The sequence below is a fragment of the Plantactinospora sp. KLBMP9567 genome, from assembly GCF_033446045.1.
Lineage (GTDB): Bacteria > Actinomycetota > Actinomycetes > Mycobacteriales > Micromonosporaceae > Plantactinospora.
In genome coordinates this window covers 88,798-109,276 of sequence record NZ_JAWQRR010000018.1, presented here as the reverse complement: position 1 = coordinate 109,276, position 20,479 = coordinate 88,798, and the positions used below count along the sequence as shown (strand labels likewise).

General features: G+C 73.2%; 19 protein-coding genes. 8 read left to right on the top strand and 11 right to left on the bottom strand.

Going from position 1 to position 20,479, the window contains the following annotated elements; translation table 11 throughout:
• The first annotated feature begins 104 nt into the window (after positions 1–104).
• The 4 genes from R6Y94_RS13695 (at position 105) to R6Y94_RS13680 (ending at position 6,515) form a co-directional block, all read left to right on the top strand.
• Complete coding sequence (locus tag R6Y94_RS13695; RefSeq protein ID WP_318396201.1) at positions 105–2,072, top strand: condensation domain-containing protein; 1,968 nt, start codon at positions 105–107, stop codon at positions 2,070–2,072.
• Positions 2,073–2,242: 170 nt separating this feature from the next.
• Entirely contained in the window at positions 2,243–3,745 is a 1,503-nt protein-coding gene (locus tag R6Y94_RS13690; protein WP_318396375.1) for a class I adenylate-forming enzyme family protein, read from the top strand.
• Entirely contained in the window at positions 3,742–5,001 is a 1,260-nt protein-coding gene (locus R6Y94_RS13685; protein ID WP_318396200.1) for a type III PLP-dependent enzyme, read from the top strand. Before R6Y94_RS13690 ends, R6Y94_RS13685 begins: the two co-directional genes overlap by 4 nt.
• Complete coding sequence (locus R6Y94_RS13680) at positions 4,998–6,515, top strand: amino acid adenylation domain-containing protein (protein ID WP_318396199.1); 1,518 nt, start codon at positions 4,998–5,000, stop codon at positions 6,513–6,515. The genes R6Y94_RS13685 and R6Y94_RS13680 overlap by 4 nt, the downstream gene beginning before the upstream one ends.
• Before the next feature lie 6 nt (positions 6,516–6,521).
• On the opposite strand, the gene R6Y94_RS13675 is transcribed toward R6Y94_RS13680, so the two are convergent.
• Genes R6Y94_RS13675 through R6Y94_RS13665 form a run of 3 tightly spaced genes read right to left on the bottom strand, consistent with a single transcriptional unit; the run spans position 6,522 to position 8,230 of the window.
• Positions 6,522–7,523, bottom strand: a complete 1,002-nt coding sequence (locus R6Y94_RS13675) for a BtrH N-terminal domain-containing protein (protein WP_318396198.1) — start codon at positions 7,521–7,523, stop codon at positions 6,522–6,524.
• A 27-nt stretch (positions 7,524–7,550) separates the two neighbouring features.
• Positions 7,551–7,859, bottom strand: coding sequence for a phosphopantetheine-binding protein (locus tag R6Y94_RS13670; protein ID WP_318396197.1), 309 nt, complete (start codon positions 7,857–7,859; stop codon positions 7,551–7,553).
• Complete coding sequence (locus R6Y94_RS13665; protein ID WP_318396196.1) at positions 7,859–8,230, bottom strand: VOC family protein; 372 nt, start codon at positions 8,228–8,230, stop codon at positions 7,859–7,861. Before R6Y94_RS13665 ends, R6Y94_RS13670 begins: the two co-directional genes overlap by 1 nt.
• Positions 8,231–8,560: 330 nt before the next feature.
• On the opposite strand from R6Y94_RS13665, the gene R6Y94_RS13660 reads away from it, so the two are divergent.
• From R6Y94_RS13660 to R6Y94_RS13645, 4 genes are read left to right on the top strand one after another with little or no spacing between them, the layout of a single operon-like run.
• Entirely contained in the window at positions 8,561–9,532 is a 972-nt protein-coding gene (locus tag R6Y94_RS13660) for a ferritin-like domain-containing protein (protein WP_318396195.1), read from the top strand.
• A gap of 40 nt (positions 9,533–9,572) precedes the next feature.
• On the top strand, positions 9,573–9,905 hold the full coding sequence (locus R6Y94_RS13655) for an acyl carrier protein (protein ID WP_318396194.1): 333 nt from the start codon (positions 9,573–9,575) through the stop codon (positions 9,903–9,905).
• 25 nt (positions 9,906–9,930) lie between these two features.
• Entirely contained in the window at positions 9,931–10,863 is a 933-nt protein-coding gene (locus R6Y94_RS13650; RefSeq protein ID WP_318396193.1) for a transglutaminase domain-containing protein, read from the top strand.
• Entirely contained in the window at positions 10,860–11,378 is a 519-nt protein-coding gene (locus R6Y94_RS13645; protein WP_318396192.1) for a DUF4254 domain-containing protein, read from the top strand. The genes R6Y94_RS13650 and R6Y94_RS13645 overlap by 4 nt, the downstream gene beginning before the upstream one ends.
• 76 nt (positions 11,379–11,454) lie before the next feature.
• Here the strand turns inward: R6Y94_RS13645 and R6Y94_RS13640 are convergent, their stop codons facing one another.
• The 8 genes from R6Y94_RS13640 to R6Y94_RS13605 form a co-directional block, all read right to left on the bottom strand.
• Positions 11,455–12,255, bottom strand: a complete 801-nt coding sequence (locus R6Y94_RS13640; RefSeq protein WP_318396191.1) for a class I SAM-dependent methyltransferase — start codon at positions 12,253–12,255, stop codon at positions 11,455–11,457.
• Positions 12,256–12,341: 86 nt separating this feature from the next.
• Positions 12,342–13,568, bottom strand: a complete 1,227-nt coding sequence (locus R6Y94_RS13635; protein WP_318396190.1) for an MFS transporter — start codon at positions 13,566–13,568, stop codon at positions 12,342–12,344.
• Positions 13,561–14,730 carry a hypothetical protein gene (locus tag R6Y94_RS13630; RefSeq protein ID WP_318396189.1) on the bottom strand — a complete coding sequence of 390 codons (1,170 nt, stop codon included), beginning with the start codon at positions 14,728–14,730 and terminating at the stop codon, positions 13,561–13,563. Before R6Y94_RS13630 ends, R6Y94_RS13635 begins: the two co-directional genes overlap by 8 nt.
• Complete coding sequence (locus R6Y94_RS13625; RefSeq protein WP_318396188.1) at positions 14,723–15,802, bottom strand: glycosyltransferase; 1,080 nt, start codon at positions 15,800–15,802, stop codon at positions 14,723–14,725. Before R6Y94_RS13625 ends, R6Y94_RS13630 begins: the two co-directional genes overlap by 8 nt.
• Positions 15,799–17,088, bottom strand: coding sequence for a DegT/DnrJ/EryC1/StrS family aminotransferase (locus tag R6Y94_RS13620; RefSeq protein WP_318396187.1), 1,290 nt, complete (start codon positions 17,086–17,088; stop codon positions 15,799–15,801). Before R6Y94_RS13620 ends, R6Y94_RS13625 begins: the two co-directional genes overlap by 4 nt.
• Positions 17,085–18,299 (bottom strand): glycosyltransferase, encoded by a 1,215-nt coding sequence (locus R6Y94_RS13615; protein WP_318396374.1) that lies wholly within the window; start codon positions 18,297–18,299, stop codon positions 17,085–17,087. Before R6Y94_RS13615 ends, R6Y94_RS13620 begins: the two co-directional genes overlap by 4 nt.
• Positions 18,300–18,686: 387 nt before the next feature.
• Positions 18,687–19,727 (bottom strand): NAD-dependent epimerase/dehydratase family protein, encoded by a 1,041-nt coding sequence (locus R6Y94_RS13610; RefSeq protein WP_318396186.1) that lies wholly within the window; start codon positions 19,725–19,727, stop codon positions 18,687–18,689.
• Entirely contained in the window at positions 19,724–20,473 is a 750-nt protein-coding gene (locus R6Y94_RS13605; protein ID WP_318396185.1) for a thioesterase II family protein, read from the bottom strand. The genes R6Y94_RS13610 and R6Y94_RS13605 overlap by 4 nt, the downstream gene beginning before the upstream one ends.
• Positions 20,474–20,479: the final 6 nt, after the last annotated feature.

Genomic DNA, 20,479 nt, shown 5'->3' with positions numbered 1-20,479 from the left:
CGAAAGAACGTTCGCCGAATGATAGGGACCGGGCGGCCATACTGTAAAGAGTCCTAACACTGTCGCACCGAGCACCGTCGATCGAGGACGGCGAGAATGTCGACATGGCCGAACCCCCGGCCCGGCGCGGGCCACTGACCTGGAGCCAACAACTGCTCTGGTCGGTGTACCAGGACGTGCCCGTGTCGCGGCGGCACACCATGAACCTGACGAGCATCGTGGAGATCCCTCCCGAGATCGCCATCTCGCCGGCGGCCGTACGCGGCGCCTTCGACGGACTGGTCGACCGGCACGAGACGCTGCGCACCACGTACGGGCTGGACGAGGCCGGCGAGCCGGTCCAGGTCGTCCAGCCGCCCGGACCCGCACCACTGCTGCTCTGTCGGGCCGAGGCCGGGGGCACGATCGAGGAACTCCGGCAGCGGGTCACCGGCACCGGCCTGGACATCGAGGCCGAGTGGCCGTTCTTCGGCGCCGCTCTGCTGGCCGGTGACCGGGTTGTCGCGATCGGACTCGCCGCCCACCACATCGCGGTGGACGGCTGGGGAATGGCCGCGCTCTGCCGCGAGCTGCGTGACCGGCTCGGCGGATCCGTTACGGCGGATCCGGACCCGTGGCAGCCGCTCGACCAGGCCCGGTTCGAGCGATCGCCGCGCGGGCGACGGCTCAACCGCCGGTCGCTGGCCTACTGGGCACGGGAACTCGGTCGGATTCCGCACCAGATGTTCCCGCTCGTCGACGACGAGCCACGGTTCCACTCGGCGGTGCTGCGTTGTCCGGAGCTGCCGACGGCGGTGGCCCGGCTCGCCGACCGAACCGGCGTCTCCTATCCGGCCGTGGTGCTCGCGGCCTTCGTCGCAGTACTGGCCCGGGTCTCCGGCCACCCGCGCTGTGCCCTGCTGACCATGTGGTCCAACCGGCGTACGCCGCGCAGCTATCCGGCGGTGGGCTGCCTCTTCCAGCCGGTGCTGCTCTCGGTCGAGGTGAGCGCCGAGTCGACGCTCGGACAACTGGTCGCGGCGACGGCCCGGGCCTACGCGACCGCCACCGCGCACGGACAGTTCGCCCTCGACGAGATGAAGGAACTCAGTGCCCAGGTCGCGCAGGCGCGCGGGATCGGGGGTTTCCGCACCGGTGTGACGTTCAACTTCCTGCCGGAGGACGCGCCCGCGCCGGCGGACGACGTACGGGACGCCGGGGCGGCGCGGCCGTACGAGTGCGAGGTGCGCCCGCTGGAGATGTCGGACGCCGCCACCGACCTGGCCCTGACGGTGCACCCCGGATCGAGCCAGCTCCGGCTCGTCGCCCGGGCCGACGTCCTCCCCGCGGACCGGGTGGACCGCTTCCTGCTCGACGTCCGTAAGCTGCTGCTGACCGCCGCCGAGCGTGAGGTGCGCCTCTCGGAGCTGGCTGCCATCGGGACGCTCGCACCACCCCGACGCTCGCCGGACTGGGTGTACCTGGACCACTGCTGGATCGACCTCCGGCAGGTGGAGGCCGCGCTCCGGTCCCATCCCGCCGTCACGTCGGCGACGGTCTTCGTCGACGGGCCGCCGCCCCGGGCCGTCCTCACCGCCGAGATCACCACCGACGGCCGCACGCCGACTCCGACTCCGCGCGACCTCGCCCTGCATGTGCTGCACGAGGCGCGGCACGGCGGCCCGATCCTCGCGCCCGCCCGATACACGTGCCGGCCCGGCCCACCGATCGGGACCCGCTCTTCGGGGCAGAGCCCTTCGCCGGTGCCCGAACCGGCGCGGGGCGGCGGAGCACCGTGGCGACCGGGGTCGGCGCCCGCGCCGGACCAGGCCGCAGCGCGGTGTGCGCTGCTGGCGGCGGTCGCCAGATACCACCCGGAGGTGACGCCGACGCTGGCCGCGAGCTATCTCCAGCAGGGTGGCCGGCTGCGACGGGCCGTGGCGGTCGTCCGGGAGCTGCGCCGGCTGGGCTACACCGGGATATCGGCCGAGGTGTTCGCCGGCCCCCGGCGCCTCGCCGACGTCGCCACCGAGCTGCACCCGAGCACTGCCGACCGGTACGGCGGAGTCGAAAGTCCACTATGGAGGAAATAGGGGCGCCTTGTCCGCGATCGGAATGGTATTTAGACTCGCCGATGTATATGGGCACTCGCCCATGGCCGTTGTGCTGACGTCGGAGGGGGACGGATGAGGCACGGCACGGCGCTGACCATGCCGCACTCCTGGCGTCACCCGACCGCCGCCCGCCGGGAGCGGCCGTGCCGATGATGCACGACCTGCTGGCCACCGCCGCCGCACGGTCGCCGTCGGCGCCGGCCGTCCGGGACGCCGAGGGCGGCTGGAGCTACCGTCAACTCGACGAGCACAGCCGGCGGTTCGCCGCCTGGCTGGGCCGGATCGGGGTGTCGGCCGGTGACCGGGTGGTGGTACAGCACGGACGCGACCGGCGGATCGTGGCCATGCTGCACGGCACGTCGTACCAGGGAGGGGTCTTCGTGCCGGTCAACCCGGCAGCGGGCGACCTGTGGCTGCCCACCGTGGTGGCCGACGCCGAGCCGGCGGTCGTGCTGACCACCGATGCCGGCGCCACCGCGCTGGCCGGTCGGGGCGGCGCCACGGTGATGACCGCGACGGACGCCTGGCGGCAGGCTCTCGACACCCCGGCCCTGCCGGTCGGCGCCTCGGTGCCCGGGGCCGACCAGGACGGCCTGGCGCTGCTGATGTACACCTCCGGCAGCACCGCGGCGCCGAAGGGGGTCATGTGTGCACACCGGCAGGTGGTCTTCGCCACCGGGGCCATCGGGCAACGGTTGGGCTACACCGCCGACGACCGGGTTCTCTGCGCCCTGCCGATGTCCTTCGACTACGGGCTCTACCAGGCGCTGCTCTGCGCACTCGGCGGCAGTGAGCTGCAACTCGCCCCCGAGGGACGCGAGGTCGAACTACTCCGGCGGATCCGGGACTGGCAGTCCTCGGTCGTTCCGGTCGTACCCTCCCTGGCCACCATGATCGTGAACCTGGCCCGACGTCGGCCGGACCGGAGCACCCCGGTACGCCTGCTCACCAACACCGGCGAGGCGCTCGGGCCCGGACTGCTCCGCGACCTCCGCGCGTCGTTCCCGGGCGCACAGGTCTGCCTGATGTTCGGCGTGACCGAGTGCAAGCGCATCTCCATCCTGGAGCCGGACGGCGACCGGGCCCGCCCCGGATCGGTCGGGCGCCCCCTCGCCGGCACGGAGGTGCTGGTGACCGACCCGGACGGCCGACCGCTGCCGCCGGGCGAGGTGGGCGAGTTCGTGGTACGCGGCCCGCACCTGGCGGCGGGCTACTGGCGTGCGCCGGAGCTGACCGCCCGCCGGTTCCCGCCCGGCCCGGACCAGGCACCTGAGCTGCACACCGGCGACTTCGGATACGCCGACCCGGACGGCTACCTCTATTTCGTGGGCCGCCGGGACGACATCTTCAAGCGACGGGGGGTACGGATGAGCGTCACCGAGATCGAGGCAGCGGCCGGCACCATCGACGGCGTCACCGGGGCGGGCCTGGTCCGGCCGGACGGCCGGTACGACCTCGCGCTCTTCGTGACCGGCAGCCGCAGCCCGGCCGAGGTGCTGCGGGAGCTGCGCCGGCTGCTGGAGCCGGCGAAGACACCGGCCGTCTGCCGTCGCCTCGCCGAGCTGCCGTTGACCGCGAACGGGAAGGTCGACCGACGCGCGCTGGCCGCCCTGCGCGAGCCGGCCACCGCCCCCGGTCCCGCGGCGGCATGAGCCGGGACGGCGTCGCCGACCGGTCGCACCTGGCTCGCCGGTACGGCACACCGCTGTACGTGTACGACGCGGCGCGGATCCACCGGGCCGCCGACCGGCTGCGCGCCGCACTTCCGTCTCCACACCGGCTGTACTACTCGGTGAAGGCCAACCCCAGCCCGGCCGTGCTGCGCCAGCTCACCGGGCTGGGCCTGCCGGCCGAGGTGAGCTCGGCGGGTGAACTCGCGGTCGCGCTGGACGCGGGTCAGCCGGCCGGGCAGGTCCTGTACACCGGCCCCGGCAAGACTCCGACCGAGGTCACCGAGGCGATCGCGGCGGGCGTACGGCTGTTCTCGGTCGAGTCGGCCGAGGACCACCGACGGCTGGCGGCCGCGGCGGCCGAGCACGGCACGACGGTCGAATACCTGATCCGGGTGAACGGTCTTCCGTCCCGGCCGGCCGGCGGCCTCCGGATGACCGGCCGGCCGTCGCAGTTCGGCATCGACCTCGACGCGCTCTGGTCCGTCCCGGGACTGTTCACCGGAACGCCGGCAGCCAGGCCGGTCGGGCTGCACTTCTTCCCGGTCACCAACATGACCGACGAGGCGGCGCTGGCCGCCGAGTTCACCGCCAGCGCCCAGACGGCGGCGGCCGTCCTGCACCGGTCCGGGCTGGACGCCACCGTGCTGGACCTCGGCGGCGGCTTCGCGGCGCCGTTCGCCCGGCCCGGAGAGTCTCCGGGATACCAGCGGCTCGCGGCCACCCTGGCGGAGACGCTCGACACCCGTCTCGCCGGTTGGCGGGCCGGGCGGCCGGTGGTCGCGTTCGAGGCCGGGCGGTACCTGGTCGCCGAGTGCGGCACCCTGCTGTCGACGGTACTGGACGTCAAGCGGAGCGGCGGACGGACGTTCGTGGTCCTCGACGCCGGGATCAACAACCTCGGCGGGGTCTCCGCCACCGGCCGGCTGCTGCCGCCGTCGGCGCAACCCACCGGCCCGGACGCCCCGGACGCCGAGCCGGTCACCCTGGTCGGACCGCTCTGCACCCCGCTGGACGTCCTCGGCCGCGACGCCCGGCTCCCGGACCCGCGGGTGGGTGACGTGGTGGCCATCCCGAACGTCGGTGCGTACGGGCTGACGGCGAGCGTGCTCGGGTTCCTCAGCCGGCCGCCGCCGACCGAGGTCCTCGTCGACGCGACGGACCGGGTCGTGGCCGTGACCACCTGGTCCGTCCGGGCCGTCGAGCAGCCAGGCCCGGCCGGCGGAGCCGCACCGTGAGCACCGGGCCGGAGACCCTTCCCGACCTGGTGCTGGTCGGGGTCCGGGACCACCCGGACCGGGCGGCGGTGGACTTCGGCACCCACCGGTTGACCTACCGGGAGCTGTGGGAACTGGCCGGGGTGGTCGCGGGGCACCTGCTGCACCGGATCGGCCCGGGAGTACCCGTCGGGCTCTGTGTGACACGCACGCCGCTGGCGTACGCCGGATATCTCGCGGCAGCCCGGCTCGGCTCCCCGGTGGTGCCGCTCCAGCCGACGCACCCGGTCGCCCGCACCACGCTCACGTGCCGGTCGGCCGGGGTCGGGCTGGTGCTCGTGGACGACGAGGCCGCCGACCGGCTGGTGGGCAGCGGCCTGCCCGTCGGCCCGTGGTCACAGGTACGCCAGGGCCACCCCGTCCAGCAGCCGGCGGACCGGCGGCCGGAGCCGGACGACACCGCCTACATCCTGTTCACCTCCGGATCGACCGGCACGCCGAAGGGGGTACCGATCCGGCACCGCAGCGCCGCCGCGTACCTGCGGCACGTCGTCGAGCGGTACGAGGTGGGGCCCGGCAGCCGGCTGTCACACACCTTCGACCTGACGTTCGACCCGTCGGTCTTCGACCTCTTCGCCGCCTGGAGCGGCGGTGGCACGCTCGTCGTACCGCAGGGCAACGAGCTGGTCCAGCCCGCCCGGCACATCCGGGAACGCGGCGTCACACACTGGTTCTCGGTGCCGTCCGCCGTCACCCTGGCCCGCGCGCTGCGGGGCATCCCGCCCGGCGCCATGCCGGAGCTGCGCTGGTCGATGTTCATCGGCGACCAGTTCAGCTGGGAACAGGCGGCGGCGTGGCGGGCCGCCGCGCCGGCCGGCGTCATCGAGAACGTGTACGGGCCGACCGAGCTGACCGTCGCCTGCACCGGTTACCGGGTGCCGGCCGACCCGGCCGACTGGATCGAGACCAGCAACGGCACCGTGCCGATCGGCCCGGTCTACCCGCACCTGGAGCATCTGGTGCTGGACGGCACCGGACGGCCGGCGGACGAGGGCGAACTCTGCGTACGGGGCGTGCAGCGGTTCGGCGGTTATCTGGATCCCGCCCACGACCGGGGCAGCTTCCTCGACCGCCGGGACGGCCGCACGGTGCGGTACGACGGGGCGGACAAGCTCACCGCCGGGCACTGGTACCGCACCGGGGACCGGGTCCGGTTCGAGCACGGCGAACTGGTGCACCTCGGCCGGATGGACCGCCAGGTGCAGGTCAACGGCTGCCGGGTGGAACTGGGCGAGGTGGAGGCGGTGCTGCGCCGGCACCCGACGGTGGCGGACGCGGCCGTGGTGCCGGCGGAGGGCCGGGCCGGGCTGTGGGCGTACTGCACCGGGTCGGCCGCGGATCCGGCGATGCTGTCGGCCTGGCTGCGGGACCACCTGCCGTCGTACATGGTGCCGTCGCGGATCCGGATCCTGGCCCGGCTGCCGTTGAACGAGAACGGCAAGGTCGACCGGCGGCAACTGCTGGCCCGGGACTGACCGGCCTCAGCGGACCAGCCCGGCGATCCGGCGTACGCAGTCGCGTTCCTCGGCGAACGCCTCGGCCAGCCGGTCGGTCAGCCGGCCCAGGTGTTCCCGGGGGCGGCGCCCGGCGGACGCGCCGAAGAAGAAGACGGCACGCAGCTTGTCCAGCCGCTCGGAGAGCGCCCGGAACCGGTCCGCCACCTCGGTCAGGTCCACCCCGGCACGGTCGCCGACCAGCTCGATGAAGAAGGCGTTCTGCCGCCGCTGCTTCGCCAGCGAGCCGAAGAAGCTCACCCCGTGCACGATGAGCGCGTCGCCGATCGCCGTCGCGGTTCCGGCGTACTCGCGCACGTCGGCCAGGAACCGGTCGGCCGCGTACCGGCCGGCCGGGGCCTCCGGTTGGTCGGAACCGGTCAGGTACGCCTCGACGTTCTCCACCAGCGCCGCCCGCAGCGCGGCCGTCGACGGCGGGGCGACCGCGGCCGGCCGGGGCAGGTCGACCGAGCAGTGCGACCCGCCGACGGCGGTGAAGTGTTCGGCGAGGGCCCGGCTGCCGATCGCCGCCGTCAACCCGTCGGTCTCCATCCAGCCCCGGAAGGGCCGGCCGGGCAGTTCGTCGAGGATGTACACCGCGCCGGGCCGGAGGTCGGTCACCACGACCCGGTGCAGGTGGTGGATGCGCTGGTGGAAGAGGGAGGGTGGATAGGCGAAGGTGTCCACCTGGAGGGCGACGTGCCGCCCGTCGTCCAGGGTGTGGCGGACGTGCTCCCACAGCGCGTCCATACCGGGATGGGTGATCCGGCGCTCGTCGATGCCGTACCAGCGGGAGATGGCCTCACCGTAGCTGTGCCGGTTGATGCGCAGGCGCATGAACGGCGCCTCGCTGCCGGGCTGTGCGGCGACGTAGCGGTAGCCCCAGTCGTCGCCGAGCACCCGGGCGTCGATGCCGAGGTTCGACAGCAGCAGGGTGTAGGTGTCGGCGAAGCAGTCCAGGCCGTTGTCGTAGGCCTGTAACCGGGGCATCGGGGCGGCGCCTCTCTGGCCCGTACGCTACGGCGCGCCGTCGACCGGGCCGCCCGGTGCCGCCGGGGGCAGCAGCTCGGACAGCGCCGCCCACAGCGAGCCGACGGTGGCGAAGGTTTCCGCGGTGAGCGCCTCGTCCGGGAAGCTGACGTCGAAGCCGCTCTCCAGCGCGACCAGCAACTCGACCGTGCCGAACGAATCCAGGCCGAGCTCGAACAGCGTGTCGGTGGCGGAGAGCGGAACATCGGTCGTGGTCTCCGGCAGATGCGCCCGCAGCACCTCCTCGAAGGCCGGTGGCCACTGGCCCGGTGCCCGGTGGGCCCGCGTATCGGTCATCACTGCGCCCCGTCGATAAAGTGCACACAGTTGCCGGCCCGGTCCCGGACCGCGAACTCCCGACCCCACGGCCGGTCGGAGATCTCCGTCATGGCCGGTCCCGACGGATCGGCGAAGCTGCCGGGCACCCCAACCGTCCACTCCGCGTGCAGCCCGTCCAGGTCGGCCACGCCGATCCACGCCTGGGTGCCGTCGGCGACCGCCTGGTCGTCCACGGCCGAGATGTAGAGCTGTACGCCGTCCCGCGCGACGCCGGCGAACCCGTCGACGCTGAACAGCAGGCCGAAGCCGAGCGTGTTGACCCAGAACGCGACGTCCGCCGGAACGTCGCGGGCGGCCAGTACCGGAATCGCGTGCAGAAGCTCGGGCACCACGCCTCCATCTCGACGGCCGCCGGCCTGGGCTATCCGGTGTCGTCCCCGACTTCCGTCGCCGATTGAATCGATGCACATCATATGGATCGCGCTCGGCCCCCGGCAAGCGTACGACCTCCGGCGCGGCCTCGACGAGGGGCGAAACAGTCGCAGTTGTTGACATGCGTCAATGCACTCGGGAAGGATGGGAAACACCTGACGGCAGCAATGCGCATCCGACACCACGCAGCGGTCGGAGAGCGCTCGGGGCCAGGCCCGGTCCGGACGAGCAGGCCGTCCCCGGTGCGTCGCGTTCGGACAGTCCACACCGGAGTCAGGGGGTCCTCCGTGTCGATCACACCCGACGGGCTGGCCGTGGAGTCGGCCGTCGTCACCACCTTCACCTGGGACTACACGTCGAAGGATCCGAAGCTGCGCGCGCTCTACGAGAAGGGCAAGGCCGCACAGTGGAACGCGGCCACCGACATCGACTGGTCGCCCGAGCTGCACTTCGGCGCGCCCCTGCCGGAGATCGACGATGTCACCGGGCTGAGTTCCCGGCGGCCGCCGAACTGCCCGGTGCCGCCGGAGCTGTGGAACGCCTACCGCTGGGAGTACCACTCCTGGATGACGAGCCAGTTCCTGCACGGCGAGCAGGGTGCGCTACTGGCCACGTCCCGCCTCGTGGAGACCGTCCCGGACCTCGACGACAAGCTCTACGCCGCCAGCCAGGTGACCGACGAGGCGCGGCACGTCGAGGCGTTCTCCCGGTACGTGCAGCGGCTCGGTTCGTCGTACCCGATCAATCCCGCGCTGCGGACCCTGCTCGGCAACGTCGTCTCCGAGCGGCGCTGGGACATCATCTACCTGGGCATGCAGATCATCGTCGAAGGGCTGGCCCTGGCCGTCTTCCGGCTCGGCCACGCGACCACCTTCGACCCGGTCATCCGGCAGATCACCGACCTGGTGGCCCGGGACGAGGCCCGGCACGTGGCGTTCGGCGTGCTCGCCCTGGAGGGCCTCCAGGACCAGCTGACCAGCCGGGAGCGGGCCGAACGCGAGGAGTTCATCAAGGAGGCGTCGCTGCTGATGTCCCGCCGGTTCCGGATGGAGGAGGTGTGGCAGCGGATGGACCTCGACGTGGCCGCCGGCGTCGAGTACGTCCTCACCGACTCGGCGATGCGGGACTTCCGCCGGCTGATGTTCGCCAAGATCTTCTCCAACCTGACCCGGCTGGGTCTGGTCTCCGACGAACTGCGCGCGCACTTCCAGGAACTGGCGCTGCTGCGGCCCGGGCAGGTCCGGGCGTGGCGCCGATGACCCGCCCGGCGAGGCTCGGCCGGAATCGAGAGGATGCCCCATGACCGACGAGGTACGCACCGTCGAGCCGGCGGCGGCGCAGCGGCGGATCACCGAGATCGTGCTCCGCGTGGTCGGTACCCTCGCGCCCGATCCCGTCGACCGGCCCACCCCGGCCCAGGCACTCGTGGCCGACCTCGGCTACCACTCGCTCCGGCTGGTGGAGCTGGCCTTCACCCTGGAGGAACTGTTCGGGTTGGACGCGATGGCGGTGGACAGTTCGCTGCCGATCGGCACCGTCGGCGACGTGCTGGCGTACGTGCTGGCCGAGGTCGGGCCGGACAACGTGCTGCCCACCACCGAAGAGGTCGACGACTATCTCAGGGACGCCTGAGCCGCCCGTGCCGGAGAACCCGACGATGACGGTCCGGTCGCCGGACGGGCCGGCCACGGCCGACGTGTCCGCGCTGGTGGCCAAGCTGCGCCGGATCCCGGACTCGGCCCGGCGGTTCGTGGAGACCCCGGCGTCGGCCCGGGCCCGGTTCCTGCTGCGTCCGGCAGTGCTGGACCTGCTGACCGACGCCGGCCTGCCGGTGCGGCGGATCGACGGGACACCGCACTACGACCGGCACGACCTGACGAACTGTTCGCTGCACCTCTCGGTCGGGGCGGCGGCCCGGACCGCCCGCCGGTTCTGGCCGGCGGCGCTACGTCGGGTGGCCGACGCCGGGCAGGCCCGCTACGAGGTCCAGTACCAGATCCGCTGCCCGGCTCCGGGACACGCCGCGACCTGCTCGTTCGTCCTCGTACTGCCCGGCGGTCGGGTGTTGGAGCGCACCGTCGCGGACGGCAGCGGCCTGCGGATCGCCGTGCAGGTGTCGGTCGAGGGGCGGTGGCCCGACCTGCCGGCCGCCGTCCGCAGGCTCCTCGACGACGCCGTGGCCGAGGTGGAGTTCATGATGCTGCCCACCGAGGTCCGGTACGACACGGGCTTCGTCCGGGCCAGCGGGCTGGGCGACTGTGCCGGCGTCACCAGGCTGCTGGTGCGGCGGGGCCGGGCCGCCGGGCTCGCCGCCCGTCCGGCGTTCGGGCTGATCGTGGCTCCGCCGTTCGCGGCCGAACACTTCTGGGCGGAGTTCCTGGTCGACGGGCGGTGGGTGCCGGTCGATCCGGTCCTGATCCGCACCATGCTCGGCTGGGGCGTGCTCGATCCGGCGGAGTGGCATCCGCACCGGTCCATCGGGGCGATCCTGTCCCGGATCGCCGACGACGGCGTGGTGCTCGCGGCCCACGACGGCTGGGCGGTGCCGTTCACGTTGCCGACCCAACTTCTTCCCGAGGAGCCCCGGTGAGTCCTCCGGCGACCCCTGACGACGCGGTACTGCGCACGCTGCGGGCACTCTCCGCCGAAGGTCCACCGGTGCCGGTGCCGGAACTCGTGACCCAGTTGCACCGGGTCAACGCCGCGCTGTGGCGGCTGGAGGACGAGGCCCGGGCCGCCGCCGACGACGAGCAGCTCGGCAGGGCCAAGCGGGAGGTGGATCGGCAGAACATGCGGCGGGCCGACCTGGTCTCGGAGATCGACCGGGTCGTCGCGGCGGTCCTGCCGTCCGGCAGGCCGGAGACGGCGCCGCTGTCCTGCTCGGTCGGCGCCTCGCTCGACCGGCTGACCGTGGCGGCCCTGCGCGTGGCGGTCTTCGCCGCCGCCGGAGACCACCGGACGGTGGACGCCCGGCGACAACTCGACGACCTGCGGGCGGCCACCGAGGCCGACTGGCTGGACCTGCGCCGGGGGCGCCGGCGACTGCCGCAGGCCGGCGTGCTCAAGCGGTACGCCCCGAGGCAGTCGTCCACGGCACCGGCGTGACGGCGCCGGATACCTGCGCGGCCGGTGCCCGGGCCGTCCGTCCGCCTCGCCGGCACCGGTGCGGACCGCGCGTCGGTCACCGGTCCTGCGGGCCGGTGGTGACCGTCCGGCGGACGTCGACGTAGATCGTCTCGTCGTTCCGGACGGCCCGGTCCAACGCCGCGAGGTGCGGCAGGGCGCTGCGACCGAACGACCGGACCGAGATCGCGTCCGGGTCGAAGCCCGCGGTGCCGAGGGCGTGGCGCAGCTCGTCCAGGTCGTAGATCCACTTGTGCCCGTGGAACTGGAAGATCTGGTTGACCATGAACGCCTTCCGCTCCGGAAGGTCCTCGGGCTTCGCGCCGAGGCTCATCAGCCGGCGCCGGTGCCGGGCGAAGAACCCGTTGGCGCCGTCGTCGAGGTATCCGGCCACGTACCGGTGCAGGTCAGGCGTGGTCAGCCGGAGCCATCCGCCGACGGCGAGGATCCGCCGCACCTCGCGCAGCCAGCCGATGCCCTCGGCCAGGGTCAGGTGCTCGATGAAGTGCTCGGCGTACGCCCAGTCCACGCAGCCGTCGGCCAGCGGCAGCGGGTCGCGGGCGTCGAGCCGCACGAAGTACGCGCGTCCGTCCACTCTGTACACCCGGCCCGGCTCGGTCCGGGTGTCCCCGGCCACCAGCCCGATCACGTCGGTGTTGAGGCAGCCCGGGTCCCGCCCGTCCCACGAGCCGAACTGGATGCCGGTCACGCCGATACCCGCCAGCCCGGCCCGGTCCAACGGCGACGTCAGCCCGGTCGCTTCCAGCCGGCGGCACGGCGCGTGCCAGCCGGGGTCGGGCTCGTCCCAGGTCCACTCCGCAGGCTCGGACCCGGTCTGCCACTCGGCGTTCTGCGTCAAGGACTGCACTCCCGGTTCGTCGCAGGGGTACGGGCGGGTCCGCCGGACGGGTACGAGCCCCCGGGCGGGTACGCCGGCCGGACCGGTCAGAGTTCCGCCCGTGCCGGTTCGGCTCCGGTCACCGGCGCCCGGCGGTCGGCCGCGACCAGTGGCTCGGCCAGCAGGACGGCGAGCGCGGCGGCGACCAGTACGCCGCCGACCAGTGCGGTGCCCCGGACGCCCAGCGTGGGCAGGATGCCGGCCCCGAGCAGCGATCCGCCGGCGATGCCCACGTTGTAGGCGGCGGAGTTGCCGGCCGCGGCCAGGTCGGAGCTGCCCGGGGCGACCTCCAGCACCCGGTTCTGCAGAGCCGGAGTCAGCGCACCCATGGCGAATCCCGAAACGGCCAGCAGGGCGGCGGCCACCAGCGCCACCTCGGCCAGCAGGAACATGCCGACCAGGGCGAGCGCCAGCAGTGACACCGCCGACACCATGGCGAGCCGCTGCCGGCGGTCGCTGAGGATGCCGCCGGCAGCGATGCCGGCGAAGTCCGCCAAGCCGCGGACCAGCAGCAGCACCCCGATGGCCGCCGGGGCGAACCCGCTGACCTCGGTCAGGAAGACGGCGGTGTAGGTGAAGGCGGTGAAGAGGCCGCCGACCGAGAGCACGGTGGCGACGACCACGATCCAGTACCGGCGGGCATCCGGGCTGGTCCCGGTCGCGGCGTGCGTCTGACCGACCGGGACCGACGGCATGAGCAGCACGATCGCCACGAACGCGAGCAGCGCGAGCCCGGCCAGCATGAGGAAGGCGGCCCGCCAGCCCGCCTGCTGGCCGATCCAGGTGCCGGCCGGTACCCCGAGCATCGGACCCAGCGAGGCGCCGGCGAAGACGACGGAGGTGACCCTGCCGCGTACGTGCACCGGGAACATCCCCGCCGCCGCCGGCGCCACCACCGCCCAGAACAGCGCCTGGGTGAACGCGACGACCACCCTGGCGGCGAAGAGCACCTCGTACTCCTGGGCTGTCGCGGAGAAGACCGTGGCGAGTACCAGCACGGCCAGCAGCCCGGCCAGCAGGCGTCGGCGCGGAATGCGGGCGGTGACGTACGTCAGCGGCACGGAGACGACCGCGACGGCGACGGCGTACCCGGTGACGAGCAGCCCGGTCTGCGACAGCGACACCTCCAGGTCGGCGGAGACCAGCGTGAGGATGCCGATCGGCAGGGTCTCCATCGCGACGTAGCAGAACGCCGAAACGGAGAGCGCGGCCAGCGCGCCGATCGCGCGCATCGACACGGTCGCACCCGGGGTGACCGGCGCCGGCTCAGCCATCCGACCTCCCCCGTCCCTCCGCCACCCGGTCGTACGCGGCCAGCACGATCTTCTCCGGCACCGCACTGAGCGGCTGGCCGCTCGCCTGTGTCACCGGTACGCCCGGAGCCGCCAGCAGCACCATCGGGATCTCCTCCGCGTCGCAGGCGAGATAGCCGCGCTTGTTGTCGCCCCGCAGTACCGTGCGCAGCGCCGTCCGGTCCACCGGCCCCAGCCTGGCGCCCGGCGGCGGGAGTCGCAGCCGCGCCAGCAGCCGGTGATGGCGGTCCACCTCGGCCCGGTCCAGATAGCCGAGCATGGCGCTCGCCTCCGCCGCGACCAGCATCCCCCAGGCGATCGCCTCACCGTGGCTGAAGTCCCCGTCGGTCACGATCTCCAGCGCGTGCCCCACGGTGTGGCCGTACTCGAAGATCACCGCCTCGCCCCGCTCCCGTGGGTCCCGGACGAGCATCGGCAGCTTCGCCTCGATGCCGAGCCGGCACAGCGCCACGAACGAGTCGACCGGCCGGTGCTCCAGCCCGGCCACCGCGCGGAGGAAGGTCGACTCCTCGTGCGGAACCATCGCCAGGACGTTCTTCGCCATCTCGGCGATCCCGGTCAGCAGGTCACCGCGCGGGATGGAGGTGAGCCAGGTCAGGTCACAGCCGATCAGCGACGGCGGCAGGTAGGTCCCGCCGAGGTTCTTCCCGGCGCTCAGGTTGACCGCCTGCTTCTGGGACAGTACGGAGTCGAAGGCGGCGACCGGGGTGGTGGGAAGGTGGACGAGCCGGATGCCCCGGAAGAGCAGGGCGGCGGCGAGCCCGGCGACGTTTCCGGTCAGCCCGCCGCCCATCGCGACCACCAGCGAGCGGCGGTCGGCGCCCCGGTCGACCGCGTACTCGAGAATCGCTTCGACGACGGAGAGCCGCTTGCGCCGCTCCGCCGCGTCGAGCACGAAACGGTGCACCGCCATCCGCCGCCCCAGTCCGGCCAGCACCGGTTCGGCGTGTGCCAGCACCTGCCGGTCGACGACGAAGACCACCGACTCGGCACCCTCGGCCAACCGGGTGACCGCCTCGACGATCTGGTCGACGCAGTCGACGCCGTACAGATAACTGGTGCCGCGCTCGCCGAACCTCACGTCCGCGACCTGCAAGGTGCTGCCTCCCCGTCGCTCATTCATCGGTGTCGCCGCCCGTGGAGCGGAAGCCGGCGAACAGCAGGTCCGGCCGGCGGAGCTGCACGGCAGCCACCACCGCGCCGGCATCGAACGCGTACTCCAGTGCCGCGCAGGCGACCGCGTCCGCGACACCGCGCACCGAGTCGCCCGGCCGGCGGCGCCGCCAGGCCCGCAGCCCGAGCCCCACTCCGGCGGTCAGCGGCACGAGCAGGGCGCTGCGCCCCCGGGTACGACCCAGCGTCGCCACCGCCACGCCGCCGGCCAGCCCGAGCACGGCCACCGGGTTACACCGCGTCGTACGCCGTTCCGGGTGGACGGTGGCGAGCCACTGCTCCGAGCGTCCGTAGCCGAACAACCGGCGCCAGATGGACCGGACGGAATCGCTGCTCGTCCGGTCGTGCGTCACCGTCGCGTCCGGGTCGGCGCGGATCGTGAAGCCCTGCCCCGTCAGCCGGAGTCCCAGGTCGACGTCCTCGCCCGACACCACGGTGAGGGACTTCTCGACGAATCCGCCGACCGCGCGGAAGGCGTCGCGTCGCAGCAACAGGTTGCTGGTGGTGGCCCACGGCAGCGACCGACCGGCCCGGGGCATCTCCAGGTCCCCGTTGAGCAGGTGCGAGCGCCGCATGATCCGGAACACCGCCGTCCGGCTCTCCTCCACCAGGGTGGGGCCGGCGATCCCGGCCACCCCGGCCGGGGCCCGCCGGATGCCGGTCACGTACCTGCGCAACAGCTCCGGCGAGACCCGGCAGTCCGAGTCGGTGAAGAGCAGCAGGTCGTGCCGCGCGTGGGACACCCCGAGGTTCCGCTTCGCCCCGACGTGCCGGGGGCCACGAACGTACCGGGCACCGTGCCGGGCGCAGTTGGCCCGGTGCGCCCGCGCGTCGTCCGGCATCGAGTCGTCCACGACCACGACGTCGACGGGTTCCGGGCACCGGGCGGCGGCGACGGCGAGGCTGCCGAGCAGCCGGGCCGTCTCGTCGACCCGGCCCCGCACCGGTACGACCACCGAAACACCCGGGGTGACCGTTGCGCGCTCCGCCTCCGGCGGCCGGTCCACCTCCTCAGTCGTCATTCCCGCCCGCCTTCCGCAAGGTGTCCGGCGACCTTGGCGATACCCCGTGCCAGGTCGAGCATGTCGCTCTCCGGCCCCAGGAACGCGCTGTGGTGCAGCAGCACCGCGTGCCGGGCGAGATGGTCCGCACCGGGGAAGTCCCGCCCGCGGTGCCGGGCGACGAAGCGCTCGGAGAGCGGTGCCAGCGCCGGCTTGGTCCACGGACGCAGCAGTGGACTGCGCTGCAGCGGCGCCCGGGGCGGATAGGCCCGCATCCCGACCTCCGCGGTGAGGGCCGCCGCCACCCAGGAGTTGTCCCGGTGCGGAGGCAGCGGGTCGAAGACCACCGGCACCTCGTAGAGCGAGATCCGGTCCTGTTCCGGCCGTCGGCTGAGCAACCGGACTCCCGGTACGTCGGCGAGCAGCTCGCGGAGCCGCTCGTAGTTCCGCTCCCGGACGGTGTTCTGCGCGTCGAGCTGCGGCAGTTGGGCGCAGAGCAGGGCGGCGCCGAACTCGCTCAGGCAGAAGTTCGAGCCCATCACCGTGGCGCTCTCCCGCAGGTCCAGTTCGCCCGGGCGGGCGTCGTCCCGCCAGCTCCGCGAGTCGGCGCGCAGTTCCTCCAGCCGGGTCAGCAGCGCGTCGTCGTCGGTGACGACCGCACCGCCCTCGCCGCAGGTGAGCACCTTCGAGTGCTGCATGCTGAAGCAGCCCAGCCGGCCGAGCGAGCCGGCCGGGCGGCCGAGCCAGCGGGCACCGTGCGCCTGTGCCGCGTCCTCGACCACCTCGACCCCCCGGGTGGAGGCGAACTGCTGGATCGCCGGGATGTCGGCCATCGTGCACGCCCAGTGCACCGCGACGACCGCCCGTACGTCGTCGTTGGCGCGCAGCGCCGACACGTCCAGACAGCCGGTCTCCGGGTCGACGTCCGCGAGTACCGGCAGCAGGCCGGCCCGCAGCACGGCGGTGGCGCAGGCCGTCCAGGTGAGCGCCGGCACCAGGACCGGGTCGCCGTACGCCAGGCCCAGTGACTCCAGGGCGATCACCAGGGCACTCGAACCGTGGTCGGTCGGTACGCAGTGCCGGGTGCCGACGTACTCGGCGAACATCCGGGCGAACCTGCGTTCGAAGAGCTCGCCACGGCGTGGACTGGTGATCGCCCAACGCCCTCCGTGCAGGACCTCGGCGAGGTGGCTCTCGGCGGCCGGTGCCGGTAGGGGCCAGTCGGGCCAGGCCCGCTCCGGACCGCGTACGGCGGGCCCACCGCCGATCGCCAGCGTCGTGCCGGGGTCCACCCGTACGCCCGTCAAAGCCCGAACCCGAAGGCACGGATCTCGCGGCCGACCCGCCGGGCCTCGGCCACGAGGTCGAGGTTCCACCGGTCCCAGAGCCCGGTCAGCCGGGACGTCATCAGCACGACGTCCACCGACTGCTCCGGCAGCGGGGTCCGCACGCCGATCGCGTGGTGGCCGACCCGGCCGCCTCCGGCGAGCGCCTGCCGCAGCAGCTCCTCGTCGAAGTCCACCAGCACCGCCGAGGAGAGTTCCGCGGGTACGCTGCCCCCGGAGCCGAAGACCGCCACCCGCTCGCCGGGGCGCAGTCCCGCCGCCGCCCCGCGCAGTTCCGCGGTCACGTCGAGGTCCCGGGCCCGCGCCGTCCAGTCCAGCAGCGCCTGGTAGTCGTCCTCCCACGGCCAGTACAGGTCCTTGGTGATCAGGGACCAGCCGATCTCCGCGACCGGTTCGGGGTGCTTGCCGAGCAGGACCCCGATGTTGTGGTGGTTGCCCTGCCGGTTGCCCTCCCAGTCCCGGTCGTGCGGCGCCTCGATGACCCAGGCGGACCGGCTGACCACGAACTCCACGCCCCGGCGGTGCAGGCGCAGGCCGATTTCCATGTCCTCGACGCCCCAGCGCTGGAAGTCCTCGTCGAAACCGCCGACGGCCCAGTAGTCCTCGGTGCGGATGGAACAGTTCGTGGCCCACAGGAGGATCCACGGCACCACCAGGCGGCCGGGATCGAAGCCGCACCGGAGGAAGGCGCCGTGCCGGATGTCGAAGATGGACGGATCGTTCGCGTACGCCGTCAGGACCCGCTCGGGCAGCAGCCGCCCGACCATCTCCGCCAGGCCGGGCGTCGGGTCCTCCGGCCGGTACGCGTACGCGTAGCCGATCACCGCACGGCGTGCGGAGCCGTCGCCGTGCGCCGCGAGGTGTTCGCGGAGGTAGTCCGGCCCGACCAGCGCGCCGGTGTCCAGGAACACCAGGATCGGTGCGCTGGCCAGCCGGGCACCGGCGTTGCGGGCGGCGGCGACCCGGAAGCCATGATCCTCCTGGAAGTGGTAGCGCAGTCGCAGCCGGTCGGAGAAGGACTTGACGACGGCGGCGGTCGCGTCGGAGGAGCCGTCGTCGGCGACGACGACCTCGAACTCCTCCGTCGGCAAGCTCTGTCGGGCAAGGCCCCGCAGGGCCTCGGCAAGCAGCTCACAGCGGTTGTAGGTAGGTAGGATGACGGAGACTTTCACGTCGCGGGACGACTCGGCAGAGATCGTTGCACCCCCGTTCAGGTAGCGGCGGATCGGCCGGACGAGACCGGATGTCAAGGAGTCGGAGGATCGCCCGCACGGCGGTGGCGCCGACCGGACCCATCGGGCACCGGAGGGCGCGAAGCATTGCCCACCATGGAACCCCCGTTCGCCGAACGCCTTCCGGAGGCGGCCCCGCACGCTGGGCGGGTGGCCGAACTCTCGTCCTGGACGACGTCCGCCGGCCGTTCGGCGGTAGGTGACCGGCCGGTATCTGGACCCTATCCAGAGTGGCGCGGTCGAATCAAGGGCGTCGATGCCCCTGCCGGGCCGGACGAACTATGACCCCGGTCTCTCTGCCGCATACCGCCGGGAGCGCCGATCCGCTCAGGCCAGCTCCGCCGAATCGCGTTCGACGAGCAGCGCGTCGAGCCGTTCCGCGACCCCGGAGCGCTCCTTCGCCGCGAAGTACCAGTCGACGGTGCGCCGGATCCCCTCGGTCAGGGTCACCCGTGGCGCGTAGCCGAGCAGCGCCCGGGCCCGGCCGATGTCCGCCGTCCGGCACAGCGGTCCGGTCGGCATCTCCGGTCGGGTCCGGATCGCCGCCCGGTGCCCGGTCGCCCGGAGCACCATCTCCGCCGCCTCCCGGACGGTGTGCTCCTCCTCGGTGGCCACGTTCACCGCCTCGCCGTCGTCGACCCGCCGCGCCGCCAGCAGGGTCATCCGGACCACGTCGTCGACGTGGATCCAGGTGCGGATCTGCTCGCCGTCGCCCCACAGCTCGAACGGGTCGGCCCGGACGAACGCGCGGGCGATCATCGCCATGATGGCGTGCGACTCGCCGCACCGGGGGCCGTACGCGGTGAAGTACCGGCAGACCGCCGCGCCGATGCCGTGCTCCCGGGCGAGGCTGCGCAGCACGAGTTCCCCGCAGAGCTTGGCCATCCCGTAGAGGCCGTCCGGGTCGTACGGCGGGCCGACGAGGTCCTCGCGCAGCCGGGTACGCACCGTCACGTCCCGTTGCAGCCCTTCCGGATAGACGCAGGCGGACGAGGCGAAGACGACCTTCGCCACGCCCGCGCGCACCGCCGCCCGGAAGACGTGCTGGTCGACGAGCATGTTCTCGGCACAGGCGGCGGGGTGGCTGTCGATGTAGCCCCGGCCACCGTGCGCGGCGGCCAGGTGGAAGACCAGTTCGGCCCCGGCACACGCCTCGGCGGCGGCCTCCGGCCGGCGCAGGTCGAGACGGCGGATCTCCACGTCGCGGGCTACCGCGTCGAGGTTCGCCATCGAACCGCTGGAGAAGTCGTCCGCCACCCGGACCACCGCACCGGCCGCCACCAGCGCCTCGCACAGATGCGATCCGATGAACGACGCGCCGCCGGTCACCGTCACCCGCCGCCCGGCGAGGTATCCGCCTCCGGTCACCGTCGCACCCCTTCCAGCACGGCCCGGACCGCCGCGACCACCTCGTCCTGGGCCGGACGGATGAACAGATGCGGTCCGGGAAAGAGCCGTTCGGCGAAGCCGCCGACGGTGTAGTGCCGCCACTCGCGGACCGCCGCCCAGGGAACCCGGGTGTCCCGGTCGCCGCCGAAGGCGGTCAACGGAGAGTGCAGCGGGCGGGCCGGGTCGGGAAAATACGCCTCGGCCATCCGCACGTCGGCGCGGAGCGTCGGCAGGAACAGCTCCATCAGCCGCGCCGACGCCGCCAGCTCGGTCGGCAGGCCGCCGTGCCCGCCGATCGCTGCCACGAAGTCGTCGTCCGGGAGGTGGCCGATGCGCCGCCGGGGCAGTGGGCGGTCCGAGGGCTGGCAGCCGGAGACGACGACGTGCGCGGCCGGCCGACCGGCCGCCGCCAGCAGCCCGGCGAGGGCGTACGCCAGCAGCCCGCCCATGCTGTGTCCGAAGAGGACCACCGGGGCCCGCCCGGCGCGGGCGAGTACGTACGGGGCGAGTATCTCGGCCGCGGTCGCCAGGTCGGTCAGCGGTCGCTCGCGCCAGCGCCCCTCCCGACCCGGGAGCTGCACCGCGTCGAGCGCGACGTCGCCCGGCAGCAGCGAGCGCCAGCCGGCGAAGTGGGACATCCCGGCACCGGCGTGCGGTACGCACACCAGCCGGATCGGCGCCTCGGCCGGGCCGAACGTGTGCAGCCAGAGTTGGTCGTCGGACAACGGGCA